The 20,652-nt window shown below is 60.3% G+C and carries 13 protein-coding genes and 2 rRNA genes (1 of these 15 only partly in view); 4 read left to right on the top strand and 11 right to left on the bottom strand.

Annotated features, from left to right (window positions below):
• Positions 1 to 179: 179 nt before the first annotated feature.
• Positions 180 to 494: a putative quinol monooxygenase gene (locus ACZ0AZ_RS12415; protein WP_039759648.1), complete on the top strand. Its 315-nt coding sequence runs from the start codon at positions 180 to 182 to the stop codon at positions 492 to 494.
• Here the strand turns inward: ACZ0AZ_RS12415 and ACZ0AZ_RS12410 are convergent.
• Positions 484 to 1,248: a sulfite exporter TauE/SafE family protein gene (locus ACZ0AZ_RS12410; protein ID WP_039759650.1), complete on the bottom strand. Its 765-nt coding sequence runs from the start codon at positions 1,246 to 1,248 to the stop codon at positions 484 to 486. The genes ACZ0AZ_RS12415 and ACZ0AZ_RS12410 overlap by 11 nt on opposite strands.
• 216 nt (positions 1,249 to 1,464) lie before the next feature.
• On the opposite strand from ACZ0AZ_RS12410, the gene ACZ0AZ_RS12405 reads away from it, so the two are divergent.
• Positions 1,465 to 2,403, top strand: a complete 939-nt coding sequence (locus ACZ0AZ_RS12405; RefSeq protein ID WP_130000078.1) for a LysR family transcriptional regulator — start codon at positions 1,465 to 1,467, stop codon at positions 2,401 to 2,403.
• Positions 2,404 to 2,442: 39 nt separating this feature from the next.
• A complete protein-coding gene (locus ACZ0AZ_RS12400) occupies positions 2,443 to 2,793 on the top strand; it encodes a cupin domain-containing protein (RefSeq protein ID WP_016770579.1) in 351 nt (116 codons plus the stop codon).
• Between the two features lie 201 nt (positions 2,794 to 2,994).
• On the opposite strand, the gene mmsB is transcribed toward ACZ0AZ_RS12400, so the two are convergent.
• Positions 2,995 to 3,882 (bottom strand): 3-hydroxyisobutyrate dehydrogenase, encoded by an 888-nt coding sequence (gene mmsB / locus ACZ0AZ_RS12395; RefSeq protein ID WP_310408239.1) that lies wholly within the window; start codon positions 3,880 to 3,882, stop codon positions 2,995 to 2,997.
• A 10-nt stretch (positions 3,883 to 3,892) separates the two neighbouring features.
• Positions 3,893 to 5,419: a CoA-acylating methylmalonate-semialdehyde dehydrogenase gene (locus tag ACZ0AZ_RS12390; RefSeq protein WP_463537464.1), complete on the bottom strand. Its 1,527-nt coding sequence runs from the start codon at positions 5,417 to 5,419 to the stop codon at positions 3,893 to 3,895.
• Between the two features lie 148 nt (positions 5,420 to 5,567).
• Between ACZ0AZ_RS12390 and ACZ0AZ_RS12385 the strand changes: the two genes are divergently transcribed.
• Complete coding sequence (locus tag ACZ0AZ_RS12385) at positions 5,568 to 6,515, top strand: LysR family transcriptional regulator (RefSeq protein WP_130000137.1); 948 nt, start codon at positions 5,568 to 5,570, stop codon at positions 6,513 to 6,515.
• Here the strand turns inward: ACZ0AZ_RS12385 and yfiB are convergent.
• From yfiB to ACZ0AZ_RS12345, 8 genes are all read right to left on the bottom strand, one after another.
• Positions 6,512 to 7,012, bottom strand: a complete 501-nt coding sequence (yfiB, locus tag ACZ0AZ_RS12380) for an outer membrane lipoprotein YfiB (RefSeq protein WP_205884352.1) — start codon at positions 7,010 to 7,012, stop codon at positions 6,512 to 6,514. The two genes, ACZ0AZ_RS12385 and yfiB, sit on opposite strands and share 4 nt — an antisense overlap.
• Positions 7,012 to 8,280: a diguanylate cyclase DgcN/YfiN gene (dgcN, locus tag ACZ0AZ_RS12375; RefSeq protein WP_130000074.1), complete on the bottom strand. Its 1,269-nt coding sequence runs from the start codon at positions 8,278 to 8,280 to the stop codon at positions 7,012 to 7,014. Before dgcN ends, yfiB begins: the two co-directional genes overlap by 1 nt.
• Positions 8,277 to 8,846, bottom strand: coding sequence for a regulatory sequestration protein YfiR (gene yfiR / locus ACZ0AZ_RS12370; RefSeq protein WP_130000073.1), 570 nt, complete (start codon positions 8,844 to 8,846; stop codon positions 8,277 to 8,279). Before yfiR ends, dgcN begins: the two co-directional genes overlap by 4 nt.
• Before the next feature lie 119 nt (positions 8,847 to 8,965).
• A complete protein-coding gene (recD, locus tag ACZ0AZ_RS12365) occupies positions 8,966 to 11,074 on the bottom strand; it encodes an exodeoxyribonuclease V subunit alpha (RefSeq protein WP_130000072.1) in 2,109 nt (702 codons plus the stop codon).
• Positions 11,071 to 14,757, bottom strand: a complete 3,687-nt coding sequence (gene recB, locus ACZ0AZ_RS12360; RefSeq protein WP_463537463.1) for an exodeoxyribonuclease V subunit beta — start codon at positions 14,755 to 14,757, stop codon at positions 11,071 to 11,073. Before recB ends, recD begins: the two co-directional genes overlap by 4 nt.
• Positions 14,754 to 18,206: an exodeoxyribonuclease V subunit gamma gene (gene recC, locus ACZ0AZ_RS12355; protein ID WP_463537462.1), complete on the bottom strand. Its 3,453-nt coding sequence runs from the start codon at positions 18,204 to 18,206 to the stop codon at positions 14,754 to 14,756. The genes recB and recC overlap by 4 nt, the downstream gene beginning before the upstream one ends.
• 153 nt (positions 18,207 to 18,359) lie before the next feature.
• Positions 18,360 to 18,475 (bottom strand): 5S ribosomal RNA (rrf, locus tag ACZ0AZ_RS12350).
• Between the two features lie 153 nt (positions 18,476 to 18,628).
• A 23S ribosomal RNA gene (locus ACZ0AZ_RS12345) occupies positions 18,629 to 20,652 on the bottom strand; it runs 870 nt beyond the window's last position.

Genomic DNA, 20,652 nt, shown 5'->3' with positions numbered 1-20,652 from the left:
AAAAACCTCGGCGCAGCCTTCAAGGCTGGATTGAAACAGGAATTGGAATGGCGGCAGATTAACCATCGATCTCGCGCGGAAACAGCCACATCGACGCAAAATACATTTGATCAAAACGCACGAATCGATCGCCAATTGTTGCCGTAGCATCGCCGCTTTCTGCTTTTGAGGAAGTTGTGATGAGTGAACGCCAAGGTTTTATCCTGCACGCCAAGACCCGCCCGGAAAAAGCCGCCGAATTCGAAGCGCTGTTCCGCGCTTACGTCGAGCCAAGCCGCGCCGAACCGGGCTGCATCGAGTACCACATGCTGCGCGACAAGGAAGATCCGACGCTGTTTATCTTCTACGAGATCTGGGCCAGCCAGGCGCACTTGGATGTGCACTCGGCTTTGCCGCACATGAAAGCGTTTTTCGCCAGGCGCATGGACTATCTGGAGCGCGATTTCGATATCCGCCCGATCGACATGCTCAGCGAATCGTCGGCTAGCCGCTGATCAGCAAATGGGCGCCGAGCGTGCCCAGTCCGATAAAGAACACCCGCTTGAACAGCACCGCACTGATGCGCTGACGCAACCATTGGCCAAGCCACATGCCGAGCATGGCCGGGATCAGCGCCAGCAGCGAGGCGCTCAATTCGCCACCGCCGAGTGCGCCGTGCCAGAGCAGCCCAGCGGCCAGCGCCAGGGTCGAGACGGTGAAGGACAGGCCGAGCGCCTGCACCAGCTCATCGCGGCTCAGCCCCAGCGCTTGCAAGTACGGCACCGCTGGAATCACGAAGACGCCGGTGGCGGAGGTGATGACGCCGGTGATCAGGCCACACAGCGGGCCGAGCCAGCGTTCATGTCGCGGGTTGACGTGCAAAGTCGGCAGAGACAGTCCGCTCAATGCATACAGCAACAGCGCCGCGCCAAGTCCGCGCACCACCCAATGGCCGCCGGTCATGCCGATCCACAGGGTGCCGATGCCGGTGCCGAGGAAGATCATCAGCAGCATGGGCCAGAGCCGTTTGATCAATCCATGCAGATGACCGCCGAAGGCCAGTTGCCAGAGGTTGGTCAGGGTCGCCGGAATGATCAACAGCGCGGCTGCCTGCGCCGGCGCCATAGCCAGACCGAGCAGACCCATCGCAACGGTGGGCAGGCCGAGGCCGATCACGCCTTTGACCGTGCCGGCGAGCAAGAAGGTGGCAATGACCAGCAGGGACAGTGTCAGGCCCAGGGTTTGGTAGAAGTCGGTCAGTGTGTGCATTGGGGTAATGTGCACTGATCCGAGCTGGGGGGAAATCTGCCATATACTTAGGCAGCCTCTTCCTTTGCAAGAGGCTGACATCGGCGTTGAGGCATCTGGCCTCTTCGCGAGCAGGCTCGCACCCACACGGGATCTGCGCTGTACATAAGTCCCTGTGGGAGCGAGCCTGCTCGCGAAAGGGCCAGCCCAGCCACCGCGAAACCACAGGCAAACCCCATGCACTTCGACCTCACCGACCTGCGCCTCTACCTGCACATTCTCGACACCGGCAACATCACCGCCGGCGCCGCCCGCAGCCACTTATCCCTCGCCGCCGCCAGCGCTCGAATCCGCGCGATGGAAGCCTCGCTGGGCGCCGAATTCCTCGAGCGCGGCCGCCGTGGCGTCACCCCGACGCCTGCCGGCAAGGCCCTCGCCCGGCATGCGCGCATCCTTCTGCAACAGGCCGAACGCATGCAGCAGGACCTTGCCGATTACGCGCAAGGCGTGAAAGGTCAGGTGCGACTGTTGTGCAACACCACGGCGATCACCGAGTACCTGCCGGAAGTGCTCGCCGATTTCCTGCGCAGCCATCCCAACCTCGATATCGATCTAACGGAACTGCCGAGCGCGCGGATCACCCATGCCTTGCGTGAAGGCGCAGCGGACTTGGGCATCGTCTCCGACGCGGTCGACACCAACGGCTTACAGACTCAAGCGTTTCGCGACGATCCGCTGGTGCTGATTCTGCCGCTCGATCATCCGTTGTCTGACGCCGCCGAGGTCAGTTTCAGCGACGCGTTGCAGCACGACTTCGTCGGACTCAGCGCCGACAGCGCATTGGCGATCTATCTGGAAGAACAGGCGCTGCACAGCGGCGCGCGAATGCAGGTGCGCATTCGCGCCGATGGCTTTGATGGCGCAATGCGCATGGTCGCCCGTGGTGCCGGCCTGGCCATCGTGCCGTTGGCCGCTGTCGAACGCGCGATGCTCGAACAGTTCAAGTGCGTGACTCTGAATGAGCCGTGGGCGCGCCGCAGGTTATTGCTCTGTGCGAGAGACTTCGCCGCGCTGCCGGGTTATGCCCAGGCACTGTTACAAGCGCTCAGCGCTGCGCGCGTTTCTGAGCACTCCGATGTCGACCCCAGACAACTGAGCGGCAACCGGGCGCTATAGGGTGCGGCTTCAATCTCAAATCACTTGCCCGGAGTCCCCATGACCGCGACCGCCCCTATCACCGTTCTGCGCGACACCCACCCGCTGCCGGTACTCGACGCCTGCAAATGGGAAAAACTCGAAGGCGACCCGCACACCGTCAACCTCAACGCCTACACCAGCGAAGACGGCAGCAAGATCATGGGCACGTGGATCTGCACGCCGGGCAAGTGGCGGGTCGATTATGTGAAGTGGGAATACTGCCATTTCCAAGAAGGCTACTGCGTGATCACCCCGGACGGCATGGCGCCGATCCACCTGCGCGCCGGCGATATCTTCGTGGTTGAGCCAGGCATGAAGGGCACGTGGGAAGTTGTGGAGACCGTGCGCAAATACTTCGTCTTCGCCTGATGCAAAAAAGCCGGGAAATCACCCGACGTGATTTCCCGGCAAATGTCCCGGCGTTGCTAAAACCCGTGGCGAGGGGATTCATCCCCGCCCGACTGCGCAGCAGTCGCAAACCCTGAGCACTCGGTTTGCCTGACACAATCCAGGGGGCTGCTGCGCAACCCAACGGGGATAAATCCCCTCACCACAAAGGGCTGATCGCGATTACTGCGGCTTGCGATAGCTGTTGATGATCGCCGAGAAATCTTTCCCGCCATCACCGCGCTGGCTCATTGCCTGATACAACTGCTGCGCCACCGCGCCGAGCACCACCGGCTGGTGCGCCTGCCGCGCCGCTTCCGTCGCCAGCCCGAGATCCTTGAGCATCAGTTCTGCACCGAACCCGCCGGTATACCCGCGCGAAGCCGGCGCCGTTTCAACGATCCCCGGCCACGGGTTGTACATCTCAGAACTCCAGCAACGGCCGGTCGAGCTGTTGATGATCCCGGCCAGCACGCCGGTGTCGATCCCCAGCGCATCGCCCAACGCCATCGCCTCACTGACGCCGACCATCGAAATCGCCAGCAGCAGGTTGTTGCAGATCTTGGCGATCTGGCCGGTGCCGACTTCACCGCAATGCACGATGTTGCGGCCCATCTGCGCCAGCACCGGTTGCAGGGTGGCGAACAGTTCCGGCGTGGCGCCGACCATGAAGGTGAGGGTCCCGGCCGTCGCGCCGCCGGTGCCGCCAGAGACCGGCGCATCGGCCATGGCCACGCCGTGTTTGGCGGCGGCCGCTGCAACGTCGCGGGCGGTCTGCGGATCGATGGTGCTGCAATCCACCGCCGGCACGCCTTGGCGAATGCCGGCGAGCACGCCCTCTTCGCCCAGCCAGACACTGCGCACGTGCAAAGCGGCCGGGAGCATGGTGATCACCAGTTCGGCATCTTCCGCCGCCTCGCGCGCCGAAACGCGGATGGTGCCGCCCAGTTGTTCCAGTTCCGCCAGCACGGTTTTGTTCAGGTCGACCAGGTTCAACGAGTGGCCGGCCTTGATCAGGTTGCGCGCCATTGGCGCGCCCATGTTGCCCAGCCCGATAAATGCGATTTTCATGATCGAATCCTCAGCGCAGGTTGATGGTGGTGTTCACGCCGTCGTTGACGCTGTCGTCATCGAACCAGCGCGCCGTGACCGTTTTGGTCTGCGTGTAGAACTGCACCACTTGCTTGCCGTACGGGCCGAGGTCGCCGAGTTTCGAACCGCGTGAACCGGTGAAGCTGAAGAACGGCACCGGCACTGGAATCGGGATGTTGATACCGACCTGACCGACATCGATTTCAGTCTGAAATTTACGCGCCGCCGCACCGCTCTGGGTGAACAGCCCTGTGCCGTTACCGAACGGATTGGCGTTGACCAGCGCAATCGCCTGATCAAGCGTGTCGACTTCCAGCACCACCAGCACCGGGCCGAAGATTTCCTGGGTGTAGATCTGCATGTCGGTGGTCACGCCCGAGAACAGGGTCGGGCCGACAAAATTGCCTTGTTCATAACCCGGCACGCTGATGTCACGACCGTCCAGTTCAAGCTTGGCGCCTTCATTGATGCCGCTTTCGATCAGTTCGAGAATCCGCGCTTTAGCCTTTTTCGAAATCACCGGACCGACATCGGTGCCCGGCTCGCTGCCGGCGTTGACCTTGAGCTTCTGCGCCAGCGCTTTCAGATCCGGCAGCCATTGTTTCGCCGCACCGACCAGCACCACTACCGAAGTGGCCATGCAGCGCTGCCCGGCGGCACCGAAACCGGCACCGACCAAGGCATTCAGCGCTTGCTCGCGATTGGCATCGGGCAGCACCACGGCATGGTTTTTCGCGCCCATCATCGACTGCACGCGTTTGCCATGCTTGCCGGCCAGGTCATACACGTGGGTGCCGACAGCGGTCGAACCGACGAAAGACACGGCTTTGATGTCCTTGTGCGTGCACAGACCATCGACCACATCCTTGCCGCCGTGAACCACGTTGAGCACGCCCGCCGGAACGCCAGCCTCAATGGCCAGTTCCACCAACAGCATGGTCGACAGCGGATCCTGTTCCGACGGCTTGAGCACGAAGGTGTTGCCGCAGGCGATCGCCATCGGGAACATCCACAGCGGAATCATCGCCGGGAAGTTGAACGGCGTGATGCCGGCGCAGACGCCGATCGGCTGGCGCAGGGTGTAAGTGTCGACGCCGCCGGCGACGTTCTCGGCGAACTCGCCCATTTGCAGGGTGCCGATCGAGCAAGCGTGTTCGACCACTTCCAGGCCACGGAAAATATCGCCCTCGGCGTCGGCAATGGTCTTGCCCTGCTCGGCGCTGAGGACCACGGCGATGCGTTTGGAATGCTCACGAATCAGCGCTTGCAGCTTGAGCATGATGCGCATCCGCGCGCCGATCGGCGTCAGTTTCCAGGTCTGGAAGGCGCGCTGGGCGGCGCTGACGGCGGCATCGACCTCAGCGGCGGTGGCGAACGGAACCTTGGCCAGCACTTGCTGGGTGGCCGGGTTGACGATGTCGTGCCACTCAGTGGTCTGCGACTCGACCCATTCGCCGTCGATCAGCAGTTTGACCTTTTGCAGCGTGGTGTCGTTGGGCGTAAGCGATGCGTTCATGCTGGTCTCCAGAACTTGTTTTTATCGTAGGAGCCAAGGCGAAAGGTTCGCCTTGAGATGAGGCGTGTGTCCAGAATGGTTGTCGGACTGTTTTTGGAGTATAGATGTGCAAACTTCTAATAAGAACGCACATATAAGCCCGTCCATCATGCAAAAAAACATCACCTCGCTAGGCTCGCTGAACTGGGACGACCTGAAGTTTTTCCTCGAAGTCGCCCGCACCCGCAAGGCCAGCACCGCCGCCAAACGCCTGGCCGTCGACTACACCACGGTGTCGCGGCGGATCAGTTCGCTGGAAGCGGCGCTCGGCACATTGCTGTTCGAAAAATCCCGCACCAGCGGCTTCGTCTTGACCACCGAAGGCCAGCGCTTGCTCGGTTATGCCGAGTCGATCGAAAGCACGCTGCACATGGCCTGCGAGCAAGTCTCAGGCTCTGGCGTTGCCCTGTCCGGGCACGTGCGCATGGGCTGCACCGAAGGCTTCGGCAGTTTCTTCATCACCCCGCAGTTGAGCCATTTCGTCGACGCCTACCCGGCAATCTCGGTGGACATCCTGCCGCTGCCGCACTTCATCAGCCTGTCCAAGCGCGAGGCCGACATCGTCATCGCTCTCGAACGGCCGGAGCATGGGCCGTACGTCTGCTGCAAACTCTGCGACTACCGCTTGCAGCTGTACGCAACCCAGAACTATCTGGACAAACACCCACCGATCCGCCGCCCGGCCGACTTGAGCAAGCATCAATTCATCAGTTATGTGGATGATCTGGCGTTCAGCTCAGAGCTGCTTTACCTGGCCAATGTGCTGCCCGGCGCCAGCGCACATTTGCGCAGCACCAGCGTGATCGCGCAATACGTCGCCGCGCAGCAGGGCCGCTCGCTGGCAATCCTGCCGTGCTTCCTCGCCGCGCAGGACCCGCGATTGCTGCCGGTGCTGCCGGAGGAAATCGACATCACCCGGCAGTTCTGGATGTACTGCCGGGAGGATCTGCGCAAGTTGAAGCGGATTACGTTGTTGTGGGATTACATTCGCGAAGTGACGGAGCGCAATCAGGCGTTGTTGATGGGGGAAACGCGGGAGATGCGCTTTGCCGATTAATCGGCGCTGACCACAATCGACACCCGGCGGTTTTCCGTGCGCCCCGCTGCGGTGTCATTGGAGGCTACCGGTTCGCTGCTGCCGAGGCCTTGCAGCTGGATGTTTTCCTGCTTCATGCCGACCGTGCCGAGGACGTTGGCGACGCTCTTGGCCCGACGCAGGGACAGTTGCTGATTGTAAGTTTCCTTACCCGACGCATCGGTATGACCATCCACGCGCACCCGCTCGATACCCACGCCGAGCAGCGCCTTGCCGATGCGTTCGACGATTTCTGTGCTGGGTGCGTTCAGGCTTTCGACATCACTGCCAAACAGCACTTTGCCCGACAAGCCGAATTCCCAGCCGTCGTCGGTCAATTCGAAACCCTGCTGTTTGAGCACGGCGACTTGCGCCGGTGTCAGGCCTTTTTGCTGGGCGGTCTGGCAACCGCTCAGGGTCAGGGCGGCGATCAACAGCAATGCGGAAAACAGTCGAATGGGAAGAGTGAACACGGGCATCAGCTCCTGGTGTGAACGGAATCGACCGGGCGCTCCGACCCGGCCGTGAATTGCGCGCCGCGCGACAGACGCTTGGCCTGATACATCGCCGCGTCGGCTGCGTTGAGTAAAGTCCCCGGCGTGGCGCCATGATCGGGGTAAACGGCGATGCCGATACTGAGCGACGTCACCACACTGGTATCGCCGGGCAGGGTGATCGGCATGTCCATGCTGGCGAGGATCTTGTCAGCGATGAGCTCTGCGTCTTCCACGGTGTGCAGCGGCGCGAGCAACACGGCGAACTCGTCGCCGCCCAGCCGCGCGACCAGATCATCCTCGCGCAATTGCGCTCGCACTCGATTGGCGATCGCAACCAGCACTGCGTCGCCCGAGGCGTGGCCGAAGTTATCGTTGATACCTTTGAAGCGGTCGCTGTCGAGAAACAGCACGGCGACCCGCTCATCGTGTTTTTTGCCGTTGCGCAAGGCGCGCATCAAGCGGCCTTCGAAAAACGCGCGGTTGGGCAAACCGGTGAGGCTGTCGTGGGTCGCTTGGTGAGCGAGAGTTTCGTTTTCGTTTTGCAGATGGGTTTGCCACGACTCGAGTTCGCCGAGCAAGGCATTGAAGTCGTTGCCCAGATTATCCAGTTCGGCGATTTGCGCCGGCGGCACGCGCCGATCCAGCGCTCGCTCGCTCCGGGCGGCGTGGGCTACGGAGGCGAGGCTGTGCAACGGGCCGATGATCGCGCGCAACTGCCGCCGCGCCAGATAGAGCGCGACCCAGGCGCTGATCGCGGTGCACAGCACAATCCCGGCCAGGCCGCTGAGCAGGAAGCGCATCAGGCTGCCGCCGTGACCGATGAGCAGGACCCGACCGATTTCGCGATCCTGATGTTCGATCGGCAGGCTGACCGGTTTCTCCAGAATGGCGCGGGTGATCTGCATTTCCAGCTCGGAGAACAAGCCGGTCTCGGCGCGCTGCCATTGCGCAATCAATTGGCCTTGCGCATCCAGCACTCGGGCATCCGCCACTTCTTCGGTGGCGGCGATGATCGCCAACGCCTCGGTTGCCGCCGCTTTGTCGTTGAATACTACGGCCGCTTCGACGGTGTAGCTGATCGAACGGGCGATCAAGTGTAGGTTGTGATCGGCATACACCCGCAGCGCCAGCACGCCCAGCAAGGTCAGCGAGACACTGGCCATGGCCACCGCCACCAGCGCGACAATCAAGTGCCCACGGCCGATGACCGAGCCCAGGGTCGGGCGAGCCTTCCAGCTGAACAGCTTCATGGCGCCGCCGCTTTGCGACGGGACAACTGCAGCACGCTGGGATGAATGCGTACCCCGCTGCGAGCCACTGAATCGAGATTGACCTCGAACGACACCTGCTCATCGCCGACGCGCAGGCAGAACAGACTGCCGACAGTGCATTGATCGTCCGCTTCGCTGATGCTCAGCACTGGATGCCCGATCAATGATGCGAACAGGCGGCTGCGTTCATCGGCGGTGAGCTTGCCGATGTACACCGCATCGCATTCGCTGACGATGCCCGGGTTGTCCGCCAGCAGACGACGCACCGCCACCGGCCGACCAGTGGCTTGTGTGGTCCCTTTGACCAGGTCATCGGTGTATTCGGTGGGACCGATGATGCACAAGCGCAACTGCGCCGGTTCCACTGGCCAGCGTGCATAACTGAGGATGCCAAGAACCACTTGCGTGACCGCTTTGGCCCGTTGCTCGGCCGGCCCGGTTTGCGCTTGTGCGATGGCGCTGCCCGCCAACAACCAGAGCAAAACGATCAGCAGGGCGCGCTGGCAGGCAACCACACGCTCTGTCGTCCGGACGGCCACCTTCATGCAGGGATTCTCTAGGAGCGTAACGAAATGATGCCGCAACGATAGCACAGCGCCAGAATGCCAGCGAGGCGCCGGCCTCTGACCGGTTGGTCAGTAATCGTTGCCGGTCATTCAGCGCTTTATCCCTGAGGCTCGGTGCCCTCCTCCAGTTCCAGCAACAGCCCGCTCAGACGCTTGACCTTGCGCTGCACCGCTTCCTCAAACACGCCGGCACGCGGCTCGATCAAGGTGAACCAGTGCCGGGCGCGAGTGATGCCGGTGTAGATCAGTTCTTTGGTCAGCACGGGGTTCAACGCATCCGGCAGGATCAGCGCCGTATGGGCGAACTCCGAGCCCTGGGACTTGTGCACCGTCATGGCGTACACGGTTTCGACATCATTGAGTCGACTCGGCAACACGAAGCGCACGCCGCCCTGACCATCGTTACGCGGGAAGGCCACGCGCAGAACCGTTTTGCCGATCTCTGCGCCTTCACGCTCGGGCAGTTTCAGGGCGATGCCGATGTCGCCGTTCATCAGGCCCAGACCATAGTCGTTGCGCGTCATCAGCACCGGCCGACCTTCATACCATTGCTGATCGCTCTCGATCAGACGCGCCTTGAGCAACGCTGCGGTGATGCGCTGGTTCAGCCCTTCAACGCCCCACGGCCCTTTGCGCACGGCGCACAACAACTGGAACGTGTCGAACGCCTGCAAGACTTCCCGCGCCCAATCGGTCCAGTCCGCATGCTCAAGTGGCCGCGTCGACGGTGGACGCTGATCGCGCAGTACACTCAAGTAATGGCGATAACCTTGCGGGCCGTTGCCGTGACCTTCGAGCAACAGGCGTTCGAGCTTCTGATCATGTTCGCCCTTGAGCGGTAACGAATACACGTCGGCGTAACCGCCTGCGGTGAGCAGTTGTCGCGCCTCATCGGCCAATTGCTGATTGACCCGACGCGCGAGCTGACCGATGCCACTGCCCTCGCCGAAGCGGCGCGAGTGCCGCAGCATCACCACTTGCTGCGCCAGTGGATGGGTGCCGTCGCGGTCCTCATGCAGGCCGCTGCCCTGCAACGACTCGCCACTGACTGACTCCAGCCATTGTCGCGTCTGCGGGCTGTACCAACCGCCCTCGGCGTCACGGCACAGATCGCCCAACACCGCACCGGCCTCGACCGAGGCCAACTGATCCTTGTCGCCCAACAGTACCAGCCGCGCATGGGCCGGCATGGCGTCGAGCAAGTTAGCCATCATTTCCAAGTCGATCATCGACGCTTCATCGACCACCAGCACATCCAGCGGCAAACGGTTGCCGGCGTGGTGACGGAAATGGCGGGTGCCCGGTCGACTGCCGAGCAAACGGTGCACGGTGGTCACATCGCAGGGGATCGCCGCGCGCACCGCTTCGGCGACTTGCAATGATTGCACTTGCTGACTGATCGACTCGGTCAAGCGCGCGGCGGCCTTGCCGGTCGGTGCCGCCAGACGAATGCGCAGCGGATGACCGGCCTCGACAGCCGGTGCCTGCAGCAACGCGAGCAAGCGCACCACCGTGGTGGTTTTACCGGTACCCGGGCCGCCGGTGATGATGCTGAAGGCGCTGCGCGTGGCGATGGCGCAAGCGAGTTTTTGCCAATCGATGACAGCCGCAGATTCCGCGCCGCCGAACAATTCATTGAGGCGCTGCGGCAGATCATCTGGCGTCGGCTCATGTTGCATCAAGCGTTGACGCAACGCTGCATCGATGCGGCGTTCGTAGGTCCAGTAACGGCGCAGGTACAGGCGTTTCGAGGACAGCACCAATGGACGTGTCTGCGCTGTTTCACTCGGGTCAGCAGCCAGGGCCACCAATGGACTGCTTGCCAGCACTTTGCACCAATGGGCTCCATCGAGCGTTTCAAGCAATTGCGAGGGCAGCAACAACACACCGCCCTGCACATCGCCTTCGGGCGGCAATGACAATGCAAAATCCGGTGCCTTGAGGGTTTCGAACAGGTCCAGACACACATGACCATGGCCGAGCTGGTGACTGGTCAACGCCGCTGCCAGCAACACCAACGGGTCGGTCTCGGGCCCGAGTTCATGCAGGAAAGCGACAAAGGCGCGGTCCAGCGCACGCAGCCAGCCGCGCTCGACCCAACGGCTCAGCAACAACAGCAAATCATCGGCGCGGGTCAGCGGCGAGAGTTTCGACAGGCTGTCCGCTTCCAGTGGTGTCGGCAGCAGATCGGCGAATGTGCGGCTCATAGCAGGACTCCCTGTTCCCAGGCGGGTTCGAACTTGGGTTCGGGCTTGCCCTGAAACATCCGGTCGAGGCGTTCGATCAGTTCCCGTGGCGGACGCACGAAGTACACGCCACGACTTTCGGCACGCGTACCGCGCAGAAACAGATACAGCGCCCCGCCGATGTGGCGGTCGTAATCGTAATCCGTCAGCCGCGCCTTCAACTGGCGATGCAGTGCCAACAGATAAAGTACGTATTGCAGGTCGTAACGGTTGTCGAGAATCGACTGTTCCATGGCCTGCACGGTGTAAGCCTGATCATCGACGCCGAGCCAATTGGATTTGTAATCGGCGACGTAATAGCGGCCGTCGTGCTCGAAGGTCAGGTCGATAAAGCCCTTGAACATGCCGTTGAGTTGCACCGGTTCTGCCGCAACTCGGGCGACGCCGTTGTGGGTATGCTGACGCACCTGTTCGTCGAGCTTGAGCACATCGACCTTGTGGCTGGCGAACCAGAACTCCATCTCGACGCGGTATTGCTTCAGCTGCTCAAGAACCACCGGCGGTTGCCCGCCAGCGATCGGCAACGGCGACTTGAGCAAATGCTGCAGCCAGTCAGTCAGGGTGGTGATCCAGCCTTGCCAGCCGCGCAGGTTGCAGCGCCGAGCAAGCGCATCCTCCAGCGCTTCGCGGGTCACCGCAAAACCTTCAGCACCTGCCCATTCCAGCAAGCCGTGCAAAAACGTGCCGGGATTCGGTCCGCGAGGAAAACGGTGGATATCGGCGCCACCGCTGATGATATCGCGGGGCGCGTCGGGGTCGAGGCGCTCGTCGTCGAAGAGCTTTTGCGCCTGCGGGCTGTCCGGTGCTTCATCGCTGCCGACGCTCAATACGTCGCTGATGCGTAGGGCGCTGTACGACGCGATCCACCAGTTTTCACTGGCTTTGCGTTTAGGCCGTAGTGTGGCTCGCAGCACTGCTTCATTGCGCGGCGGCTGGTAATGCTCGTCAGTGGGCTGAGGCATTTCGCCGATGCCAATCGCCGCGCAGTCTTGCTGCAGATCCTGCAGCCAGCGATTCAATTCGCTGGACTCGCCCAAAGCGGCGCCGCCACCCAGCAGGTAACCCAGCGCAGAAAGGTGCAGCACAGAGCTGTTGTTATTGCCGCGTTTGAGATCAGTGACGCCCAACCAACAGGCATGTTGCGCACGGGTCAACGCGACATACAGAAGACGCAGATCTTCGGCCAGACGCTCATCGTCAGCCAGCGCGATCAACTCGGCGGTCGGCTTGAGGCTGATCTGCGCCTTGCCCGCGGCGTCGTGGTAATGCAGCGGCAAACGGCTGCCATCCACCGGTTTCGCCGAGCAAATGAATGGCAGGAACACCAGCGGATATTCCAGGCCCTTGGATTTGTGGATGGTCACCACCTTGACCAGTTGTTCGTCGCTTTCCAGACGCAGGATCTGCTCTTCACCTGCCTGACCGGACAGTGCCAGCAGCTCGGCCAGATGGCGGATCAACGCTTGTTCACCGTCCAGTTCAGCAGCGGCTTGCTGCATCAGTTCCGAAAGGTGCAAAAGGTTGGTCAGCACGCGCTCGCCGTCACTGCGCTGCATCAGGGTCTGCGGCAAATGGAAATCGTGAAGCAGGCGGCGCAACATCGGCAGCACGCCCTGTTTGCGCCAGAGTTCGCGATAGCCGCGGAACTGCATGACCCGGGCTTCCCAGACCATTTCGTCCTGGTTCAGGCGCTCCAGCTCGATCAGCGGCAGATTCAGAGTAGTGCAGGCCAGGGCAGCCTTCAGCGAACGCTCGACATCAGGCTCGGCACAAGCCTTCAGCCACGCCAGCAGGTCGTGCGCCTCTTGCGCGGCGAACACCGAATCCTTGTCCGACAGATAAACACTGCGCACACCTCTGGCGGCGAGTTCGGCGCGTACGGCTTGGGCTTCCTTACCGTCGCGGACGAGGATCGCGATGTCCGAAGGACGCAAACCTTTGAAGTCATCTCCCTGAACAAAACCAGCGCTGCCGGTTTGCCCACCATTGAGCAGTGTGGTGATTTGACTGGCGCAGGCGGCGGCCATTTGCTGGCGATACACTGCGCCGGACAGCGGCTGATCGCTAGGCAATAGCCAGACATTCAGTGCCGCGACGTCTTGCCCGGCAATCCGCAGCGTTTCCTTGCGTCCCTGAGATTCAACAGGCAGAAACGGTACCGGGTTTTCGCCGGTTTTCTCGCGAAACAAAAACGCGCCGCGTCCCTGTTCTCGGGACTCGGCGCGTTCGAATACATGATTGACCGCTGTGACCATGCCGTGGCTGGAGCGGAAGTTGGTGCCGAGCGTATGCAAGCGGCCGGTAGTGGCCTGACGTGCGCGCAGGTAGGTGTAGATGTCAGCACCGCGAAAGGCGTAGATCGCCTGCTTGGGGTCGCCGATCAGGAACAGGCCGGTGTCAGGGTGATTGTCTTCGATGCGGTAAATGCTCTCGAAGATGCGGTATTGCACCGGATCGGTATCCTGGAATTCGTCGATCAGTGCCACCGGAAACTGCTCGCGGATCAACGTCGCCAGACGCTCGCCGCCCTCCGATTGCAGCGCTGCATCCAGACGCAGCAGCATGTCGTCGAATCCCATTTCCGCGCGGCGACGCTTCTCTTCTTCGAAGCGTGCACCGACCCACTTGGCAGCGTGTTGCAGAACAGCGGCATCGGGGGTCGGCAAGGCATCAAGACTCGACTTGAGTCCGGACATGGCGTCCAGCCCGGGATGACTCGGGGCTTGGCCTTTCCAGGCTTCGGCCATGCCATCGGGTGTCAGACGGGTGAAGCCGGTGCCAATGTCCAGTTGCTCAACCGCCTCGTCTTCGGCCCAGGTCTTGAGTTTCTCGAACCAGGGTTCGAAATAACGCGCCTGCATCTTGCGGCCATCGACGGTTTTGCTGGCCACGCCCTCATGGCAGAGAGCAAGCAGCTCGTCTGCCCAGTCACGCCAAGGCATCTTCAGTTCGACCAATGCCGCCCGCCGCTCCAGCAAACATTCGGTGATCAGCTCCGCAGGCACCTTGCCTTCATCGGTGTCACGCTCGCTGGCGAACAAGCCCCGGACCCGAGGCAACAACGCTGCGGGGCCACCCCAATTGCTGCGCACCCAGTTCAGCGCATCGCCCTGCATCGGGTAGCAGAACAGCCGCCAGTAATCGCGCAGCACCTCGCCGAGCAAATCGCTGTGATCGGTTTCCAGCGATTGCGTGAACAGGCTGCCGCTATCGAACGCATGCTCGCGCAGCATGCGCTGACACCAGCTGTGAATGGTCGAAACCGCGGCTTCGTCCATCCACTGCGCGGCGATATCGAGACGGTTGGCGCATCCGGACCATTGCTGCGGATCGAACTGATCGCGCAGCTCGGCGATCAGTCCGTCAGGAGCGGGAATCTCGTCGCGGAAGAAACGCGCCGCCTCGGCCAAGCGGGTTCGAATCCGTTCACGCAGCTCTTTGGTGGCAGCATCGGTGAACGTCACAACGAGGATTTGCGGCGGCAGCAATTCGCGCGCAAAACCGCTGGTCTCGCCGCCATGGCCGAGAATCAGCCGCAGATAAAGAGCCGAAATCGTGAAAGTCTTGCCGGTGCCCGCGCTCGCTTCGATCAGCTGGCTGCCGCGCAACGGAAAAGCCAGAGCCAACGGTGTCTTGGTACTCATACGCGGGCACCTTCGCTGGACAATGAACGCCATGGCGCTTCGAATATTGGGCGGTACAAGGCGTCGCACCAGCCGGTGAAGGTTTCGTCTGCCAACAGTGCATCGAAATCGGGATATTGCCGGAGCAGTGCCGGGCTTTCACGCCGTTCGCCCTCGCTGGTCTGGCCGTCACCTTCATAGGCTTTGCGCGCAGCGGCTTCGGCTTTGACCGGGTCAGTTTGCGACAACCAGGCGAATGCGGTTTTTATCGCAATCGGCAGGGGTTGGCGCATTCCGGATTGCCAGGCGAGAAGCAGGTCACCGAGCAAACGCAGCGCGCGGTCTCGCTCCATTGGCTCCAGCAACAGTGTGTCGTCACTGGCGACCAATGCCGTCGTCAACGCGTGCTCGCTGGCGCAGGCGACCAGATGGGTGACCCACGGTTTGGTCAGCCGGTGCCACTTGCGCGTTTTGATCGAGCCGATGCTGTTGGGAATGGTGGTGACTGACAGCAGTCCGCCATCGGCGCGTTGATGCAGGCTTGCGAGCCAGCCCTCCAGCCGCATACCTTGCAAGTCGAGACTGACCGGGATCGCACTGGTCAACGGCGTCGGCCATAACGTCAGCAACTGTTGATAACGCTGCAGAAGATCCGGCAGCGGTTCGATCAGTTCACGCTGTAGGCATTCGCCAAAACCGGCCATAGGCAGCAGGCCACTGTTTTGCAGGCGCAGCGCCCGGGCTTGCAGCGCCTGATCGATATTGTCCGGCTGACCGAGCGCGGCTTCCAGCAAGCTGTCGCTTAGTGTGTAGCGCTGCAATGCGTCCAGCACGAAAGGTTCTTCATCGGCCAACGGCGCTTGAGCGGCTTCGAAGTAGACCTTGAGGCGCTGGGTGAAAAAATGCCGAACCGGGTTACGCAGAAAGTCCTGGAGCAATGCCAGCGTCAGCGGTTCCTCTTGAACATATGGCGCGAGTAAGGGTGCTTCACTTTGCTGCGTTTTCTCTTGATGCAACATCTGCCACTCGCTGGCGTAGCTAAACAGTTGCTCGCCTTCGTGGAAATAGCGGGCACTGAAAGGTTGCAGGGGGTGTTCTTCGGTCAGCGCGTCCAACAGATCCTGGCTTGGATCGATTGAACGCCAGCCGCTGGCGAGGTGATCGCGCAACTGGCCGATGAGCACCGAGGCAGGTCGATCGCTATTGTCACGGATGCTGCGACCGACCCAACTGATATAGAGCTGAGAGCGTGCGGACAACAGCGCTTCGAGTAGCAGATAGCGGTCATCTTCACGCCGTGAGCGGTCGCCAGGTCGGTAATCGCTGCCCATCAGGTCGAAATCCAGAGGCGGTTGGGCACGCGGATAGTCGCCGTCGTTCATGCCCAGCAGACAAACCAGTTTGAAAGGAATGGCACGCATCGGCATCAAGGTGCAGAAATTCACCGCACCGGCGAGGAATCGTTGCGATAAACGCCCTTGATCCAGCCCGGCGAGCCAGGCTTCGCGTACGACAGTCAGCGGCAATTCATCAATCAGACCTACCGTCTCACAGGTCTCCAGCCATGTTTCGCGAAGCTCTTCCAGTTGAGTCAGCAGGTAGTCGTCGTGCTCATTGCTGGCCTGGAAAAACACCTGCATCAGTGCCTGCAAGCGCAGCCCCCACTCTTTCGGCTGAGCCGGTTGTGTGAGTTGCTGGTGAGCGATTTCCAAGGCATCCAGCAGAGCAACCAGTGGCCCGATCAGAGCGGCATCAAGCCCACCAATTTCATCATAAGGTTCGATACCTGCACACGCCTCGGCGCTGCCGACGGCGTAACCCAGCAGCATTCTGCGTAGACCGAAATGCCAGCTGTTCTGCTCCAGTTCCACCGGCAGACCGAGACCGGCCCGTTGTTCAGCGCTCATGCCCCAACGCACGCCGGCGCCTTCGATCCAGCGATGCAAAGTTGGCAGGTCGCGCTCCTCTACGCCAAAGCGAGCACGCAGGGCCGGCACATCGAGCAGGTCGAGAATCTCGCTGACCGGGAAACGGCTGTCCGGGAGTTTGAGCAGGTGCTCGACTGCGATTAGTAACGGATCGCGGCCACGCTGGCCCTGATCCGCCAAAGTGAACGGGATGAAGCGCGGGTCAAATCGATCGAGCTGACCGAAAACCGCGCGGATATGCGGCGCATAGCTGTCGATATCCGGGACCATGACGATTACGTCCCGCGGGCGCAAGTCCGGGTCGGCGCTGAAACGCGCCAAGAGTTGATCGTGCAGAATCTCGACTTCACGCTGAGCACTGTGGGCGATGTGAAAACGTATTGAATGATCTTGCGCCAGGTCGACATCAGGCCAGAGTTCGCGTGTCTCGTTGAGTGGACGCAATTCGAGGATGTCGTCCTGAAGCTGGTTAAGCATGTTGTGCGGCTGGGCTTCGCTGAACAGGTCGATGCGGCCGTCACGAAAGGCTGCGCGGTAGCTGTTGGGATCGTCGTAGCTGTCGAGCAGGTTGATATAGTCGCGACCTTGCTTGCCCCACGCTGCCAATAACGGGTGCGCGTGCTGATGCAGCGTCTCGGCATCAAGCACGACAGGCATTCCATTTTTGCGCTGCTGCCGCTTGTATTGATGCCGCAGCAGATCCTTGTCGGCGACGATGTCCGCCCAGTGATGACGGCAAGGATTGTGTACGCAAAGCAGTACCTGGCTGAAACGCGCCAGACCTGCGAGCGCTTCAAGTACCTGCGCGGGCAATGAAGAAATACCAAAAACGATCACACGCGGTGGCAGCGCAGCCGGTGCCTTGTCGAGTATGTTGATGCGCTCCATGAAGCGTTGATGGACGCCTGCACGACTCTGCGCCATGCCTTGTTCGCCGACGTCATCCAGCAGCGCCCGCCACAACTCCGCCTGCCAGCAACTGGTCAGTGGCAGAGGCTTGATTTCACCTCGCACATTGCGCAATTGGTGGCGGCCTTCCGCCCAATCCTCCAGCCAATCGGCCCTGTACACCTGATATTGGTCAAACAGGTCGGCCAGACGCTCTGACAATTGATAGCGCTTGCGCAGATCGCTGTCGTGGGTGAGGAAGCGTTGCAGCGGCTCGAAATGTGGGCGATCGATTACCTGTGGCAAGAGGCGCATCAGGCGCCAGGTCAACGGAGCTTTATCGAGCAGGGATTTCGCTGGAATTTCATCTCTTCCCAACACCATGCGATACAGCTGCCACATGAAACTGCCGGGCAGTTGAACGTCAATCGCCGCAGCGATTCCGCAACCGCCAAGGTCGTCGTCTTCGGGATCCTCGGCCAATGCCAGTTTGAGCCATTGGGCGATGCCGTTGCTTTGCACCAAAGCGATTTCGTTCTCCAAGGGTGCCAATGGGTAACGCCGCATGATGCTGACCACAAGGCTGCGCAGCTCGTCGAGACTGTTGCTCTGAACCACCATGAATGCAGCGTTGAGGGACTGGGCGTCCGACATATGGATTCCTTGAAAGATCGCTTAAGCCGAGGCAGAACCTTAGCATTGTCGGCCGGATGTGACAGCCGGACGAGGTCTGCAAAGGGTGTAAGAACTTTCTCGCAGGCAAAACAAAACCCCAACTGCTTTCGCAATTGGGGTTTCGGAATTTAATCTTGACGATGACCTACTCTCACATGGGGAAACCCCACACTACCATCGGCGATGCATCGTTTCACTGCTGAGTTCGGGATGGGATCAGGTGGTTCCAACGCTCTATGGTCGTCAAGAAATTCGGGTACTGACTCGTGACCAGATGGTCTCGCTTCAGCAAATTGGGTATGTGACAGCTGGTGTTTGTGCGTTTCGAACTTTCGGTTCGTTTCGTCTTCACACACCGCAATCTGGTGCCTTCTCAGGTCAGCAAATTGCTTGGGTGTTATATGGTCAAGCCTCACGGGCAATTAGTATTGGTTAGCTCAACGCCTCACAGCGCTTACACACCCAACCTATCAACGTCGTAGTCTTCGACGGCCCTTCAGGGAACTCAAGGTTCCAGTGAGATCTCATCTTGAGGCAAGTTTCCCGCTTAGATGCTTTCAGCGGTTATCTTTCCCGAACATAGCTACCCGGCAATGCCACTGGCGTGACAACCGGAACACCAGAGGTTCGTCCACTCCGGTCCTCTCGTACTAGGAGCAGCCCCTCTCAAATCTCAAACGTCCACGGCAGATAGGGACCGAACTGTCTCACGACGTTCTAAACCCAGCTCGCGTACCACTTTAAATGGCGAACAGCCATACCCTTGGGACCGGCTTCAGCCCCAGGATGTGATGAGCCGACATCGAGGTGCCAAACACCGCCGTCGATATGAACTCTTGGGCGGTATCAGCCTGTTATCCCCGGAGTACCTTTTATCCGTTGAGCGATGGCCCTTCCATACAGAACCACCGGATCACTAAGACCTACTTTCGTACCTGCTCGACGTGTCTGTCTCGCAGTCAAGCGCGCTTTTGCCTTTATACTCTACGACCGATTTCCGACCGGTCTGAGCGCACCTTCGTACTCCTCCGTTACTCTTTAGGAGGAGACCGCCCCAGTCAAACTACCCACCATACACTGTCCTCGATCCGGATAACGGACCTGAGTTAGAACCTCAAAGTTGCCAGGGTGGTATTTCAAGGATGGCTCCACGCGAACTGGCGTCCACGCTTCAAAGCCTCCCACCTATCCTACACAAGCAAATTCAAAGTCCAGTGCAAAGCTATAGTAAAGGTTCACGGGGTCTTTCCGTCTAGCCGCGGATACACTGCATCTTCACAGCGATTTCAATTTCACTGAGTCTCGGGTGGAGACAGCGCCGCCATCGTTACGCCATTCGTGCAGGTCGGAACTTACCCGACAAGGAATTTCGCTACCTTAGGACCGTTATAGTTACGGCCGCCGTTTACCGGGGCTTCGATCAAGAGCTTCGCGTTAGCTAACCCCATCAATTAACCTTCCGGCACCGGGCAGGCGTCACACCCTATACGTCCACTTTCGTGTTTGCAGAGTGCTGTGTTTTTAATAAACAGTCGCAGCGGCCTGGTATCTTCGACCGGCATGAGCTTACGGAGCAAGTCCTTCACCCTCACCGGCGCACCTTCTCCCGAAGTTACGGTGCCATTTTGCCTAGTTCCTTCACCCGAGTTCTCTCAAGCGCCTTGGTATTCTCTACCCAACCACCTGTGTCGGTTTGGGGTACGGTTCCTGGTTACCTGAAGCTTAGAAGCTTTTCTTGGAAGCATGGCATCAACCACTTCGTCACCCAAAGGGTAACTCGTCATCAGCTCTCGGCCTTGAGATCCCGGATTTACCTAAGATCTCAGCCTACCACCTTAAACTTGGACAACCAACGCCAAGCTGGCCTAGCCTTCTCCGTCCCTCCATCGCAATAACCAGAAGTACAGGAATATTAACCTGTTTTCCATCGACTACGCTTTTCAGCCTCGCCTTAGGGACCGACTAACCCTGCGTCGATTAACGTTGCGCAGGAAACCTTGGTCTTTCGGCGTGGGTGTTTTTCACACCCATTGTCGTTACTCATGTCAGCATTCGCACTTCTGATACCTCCAGCAAGCTTCTCAACTCACCTTCACAGGCTTACAGAACGCTCCTCTACCGCATCATCCGAAGATGATACCCGTAGCTTCGGTGTATGGTTTGAGCCCCGTTACATCTTCCGCGCAGGCCGACTCGACTAGTGAGCTATTACGCTTTCTTTAAAGGGTGGCTGCTTCTAAGCCAACCTCCTAGCTGTCTAAGCCTTCCCACATCGTTTCCCACTTAACCATAACTTTGGGACCTTAGCTGACGGTCTGGGTTGTTTCCCTTTTCACGACGGACGTTAGCACCCGCCGTGTGTCTCCCATGCTCGGCACTTGTAGGTATTCGGAGTTTGCATCGGTTTGGTAAGTCGGGATGACCC

The organism is Pseudomonas sp. AC239 (assembly GCF_979258545.1).
The sequence above is the reverse complement of the archived record's forward strand: the minus strand, read 5'-3'. Positions and strand labels throughout refer to the sequence as shown.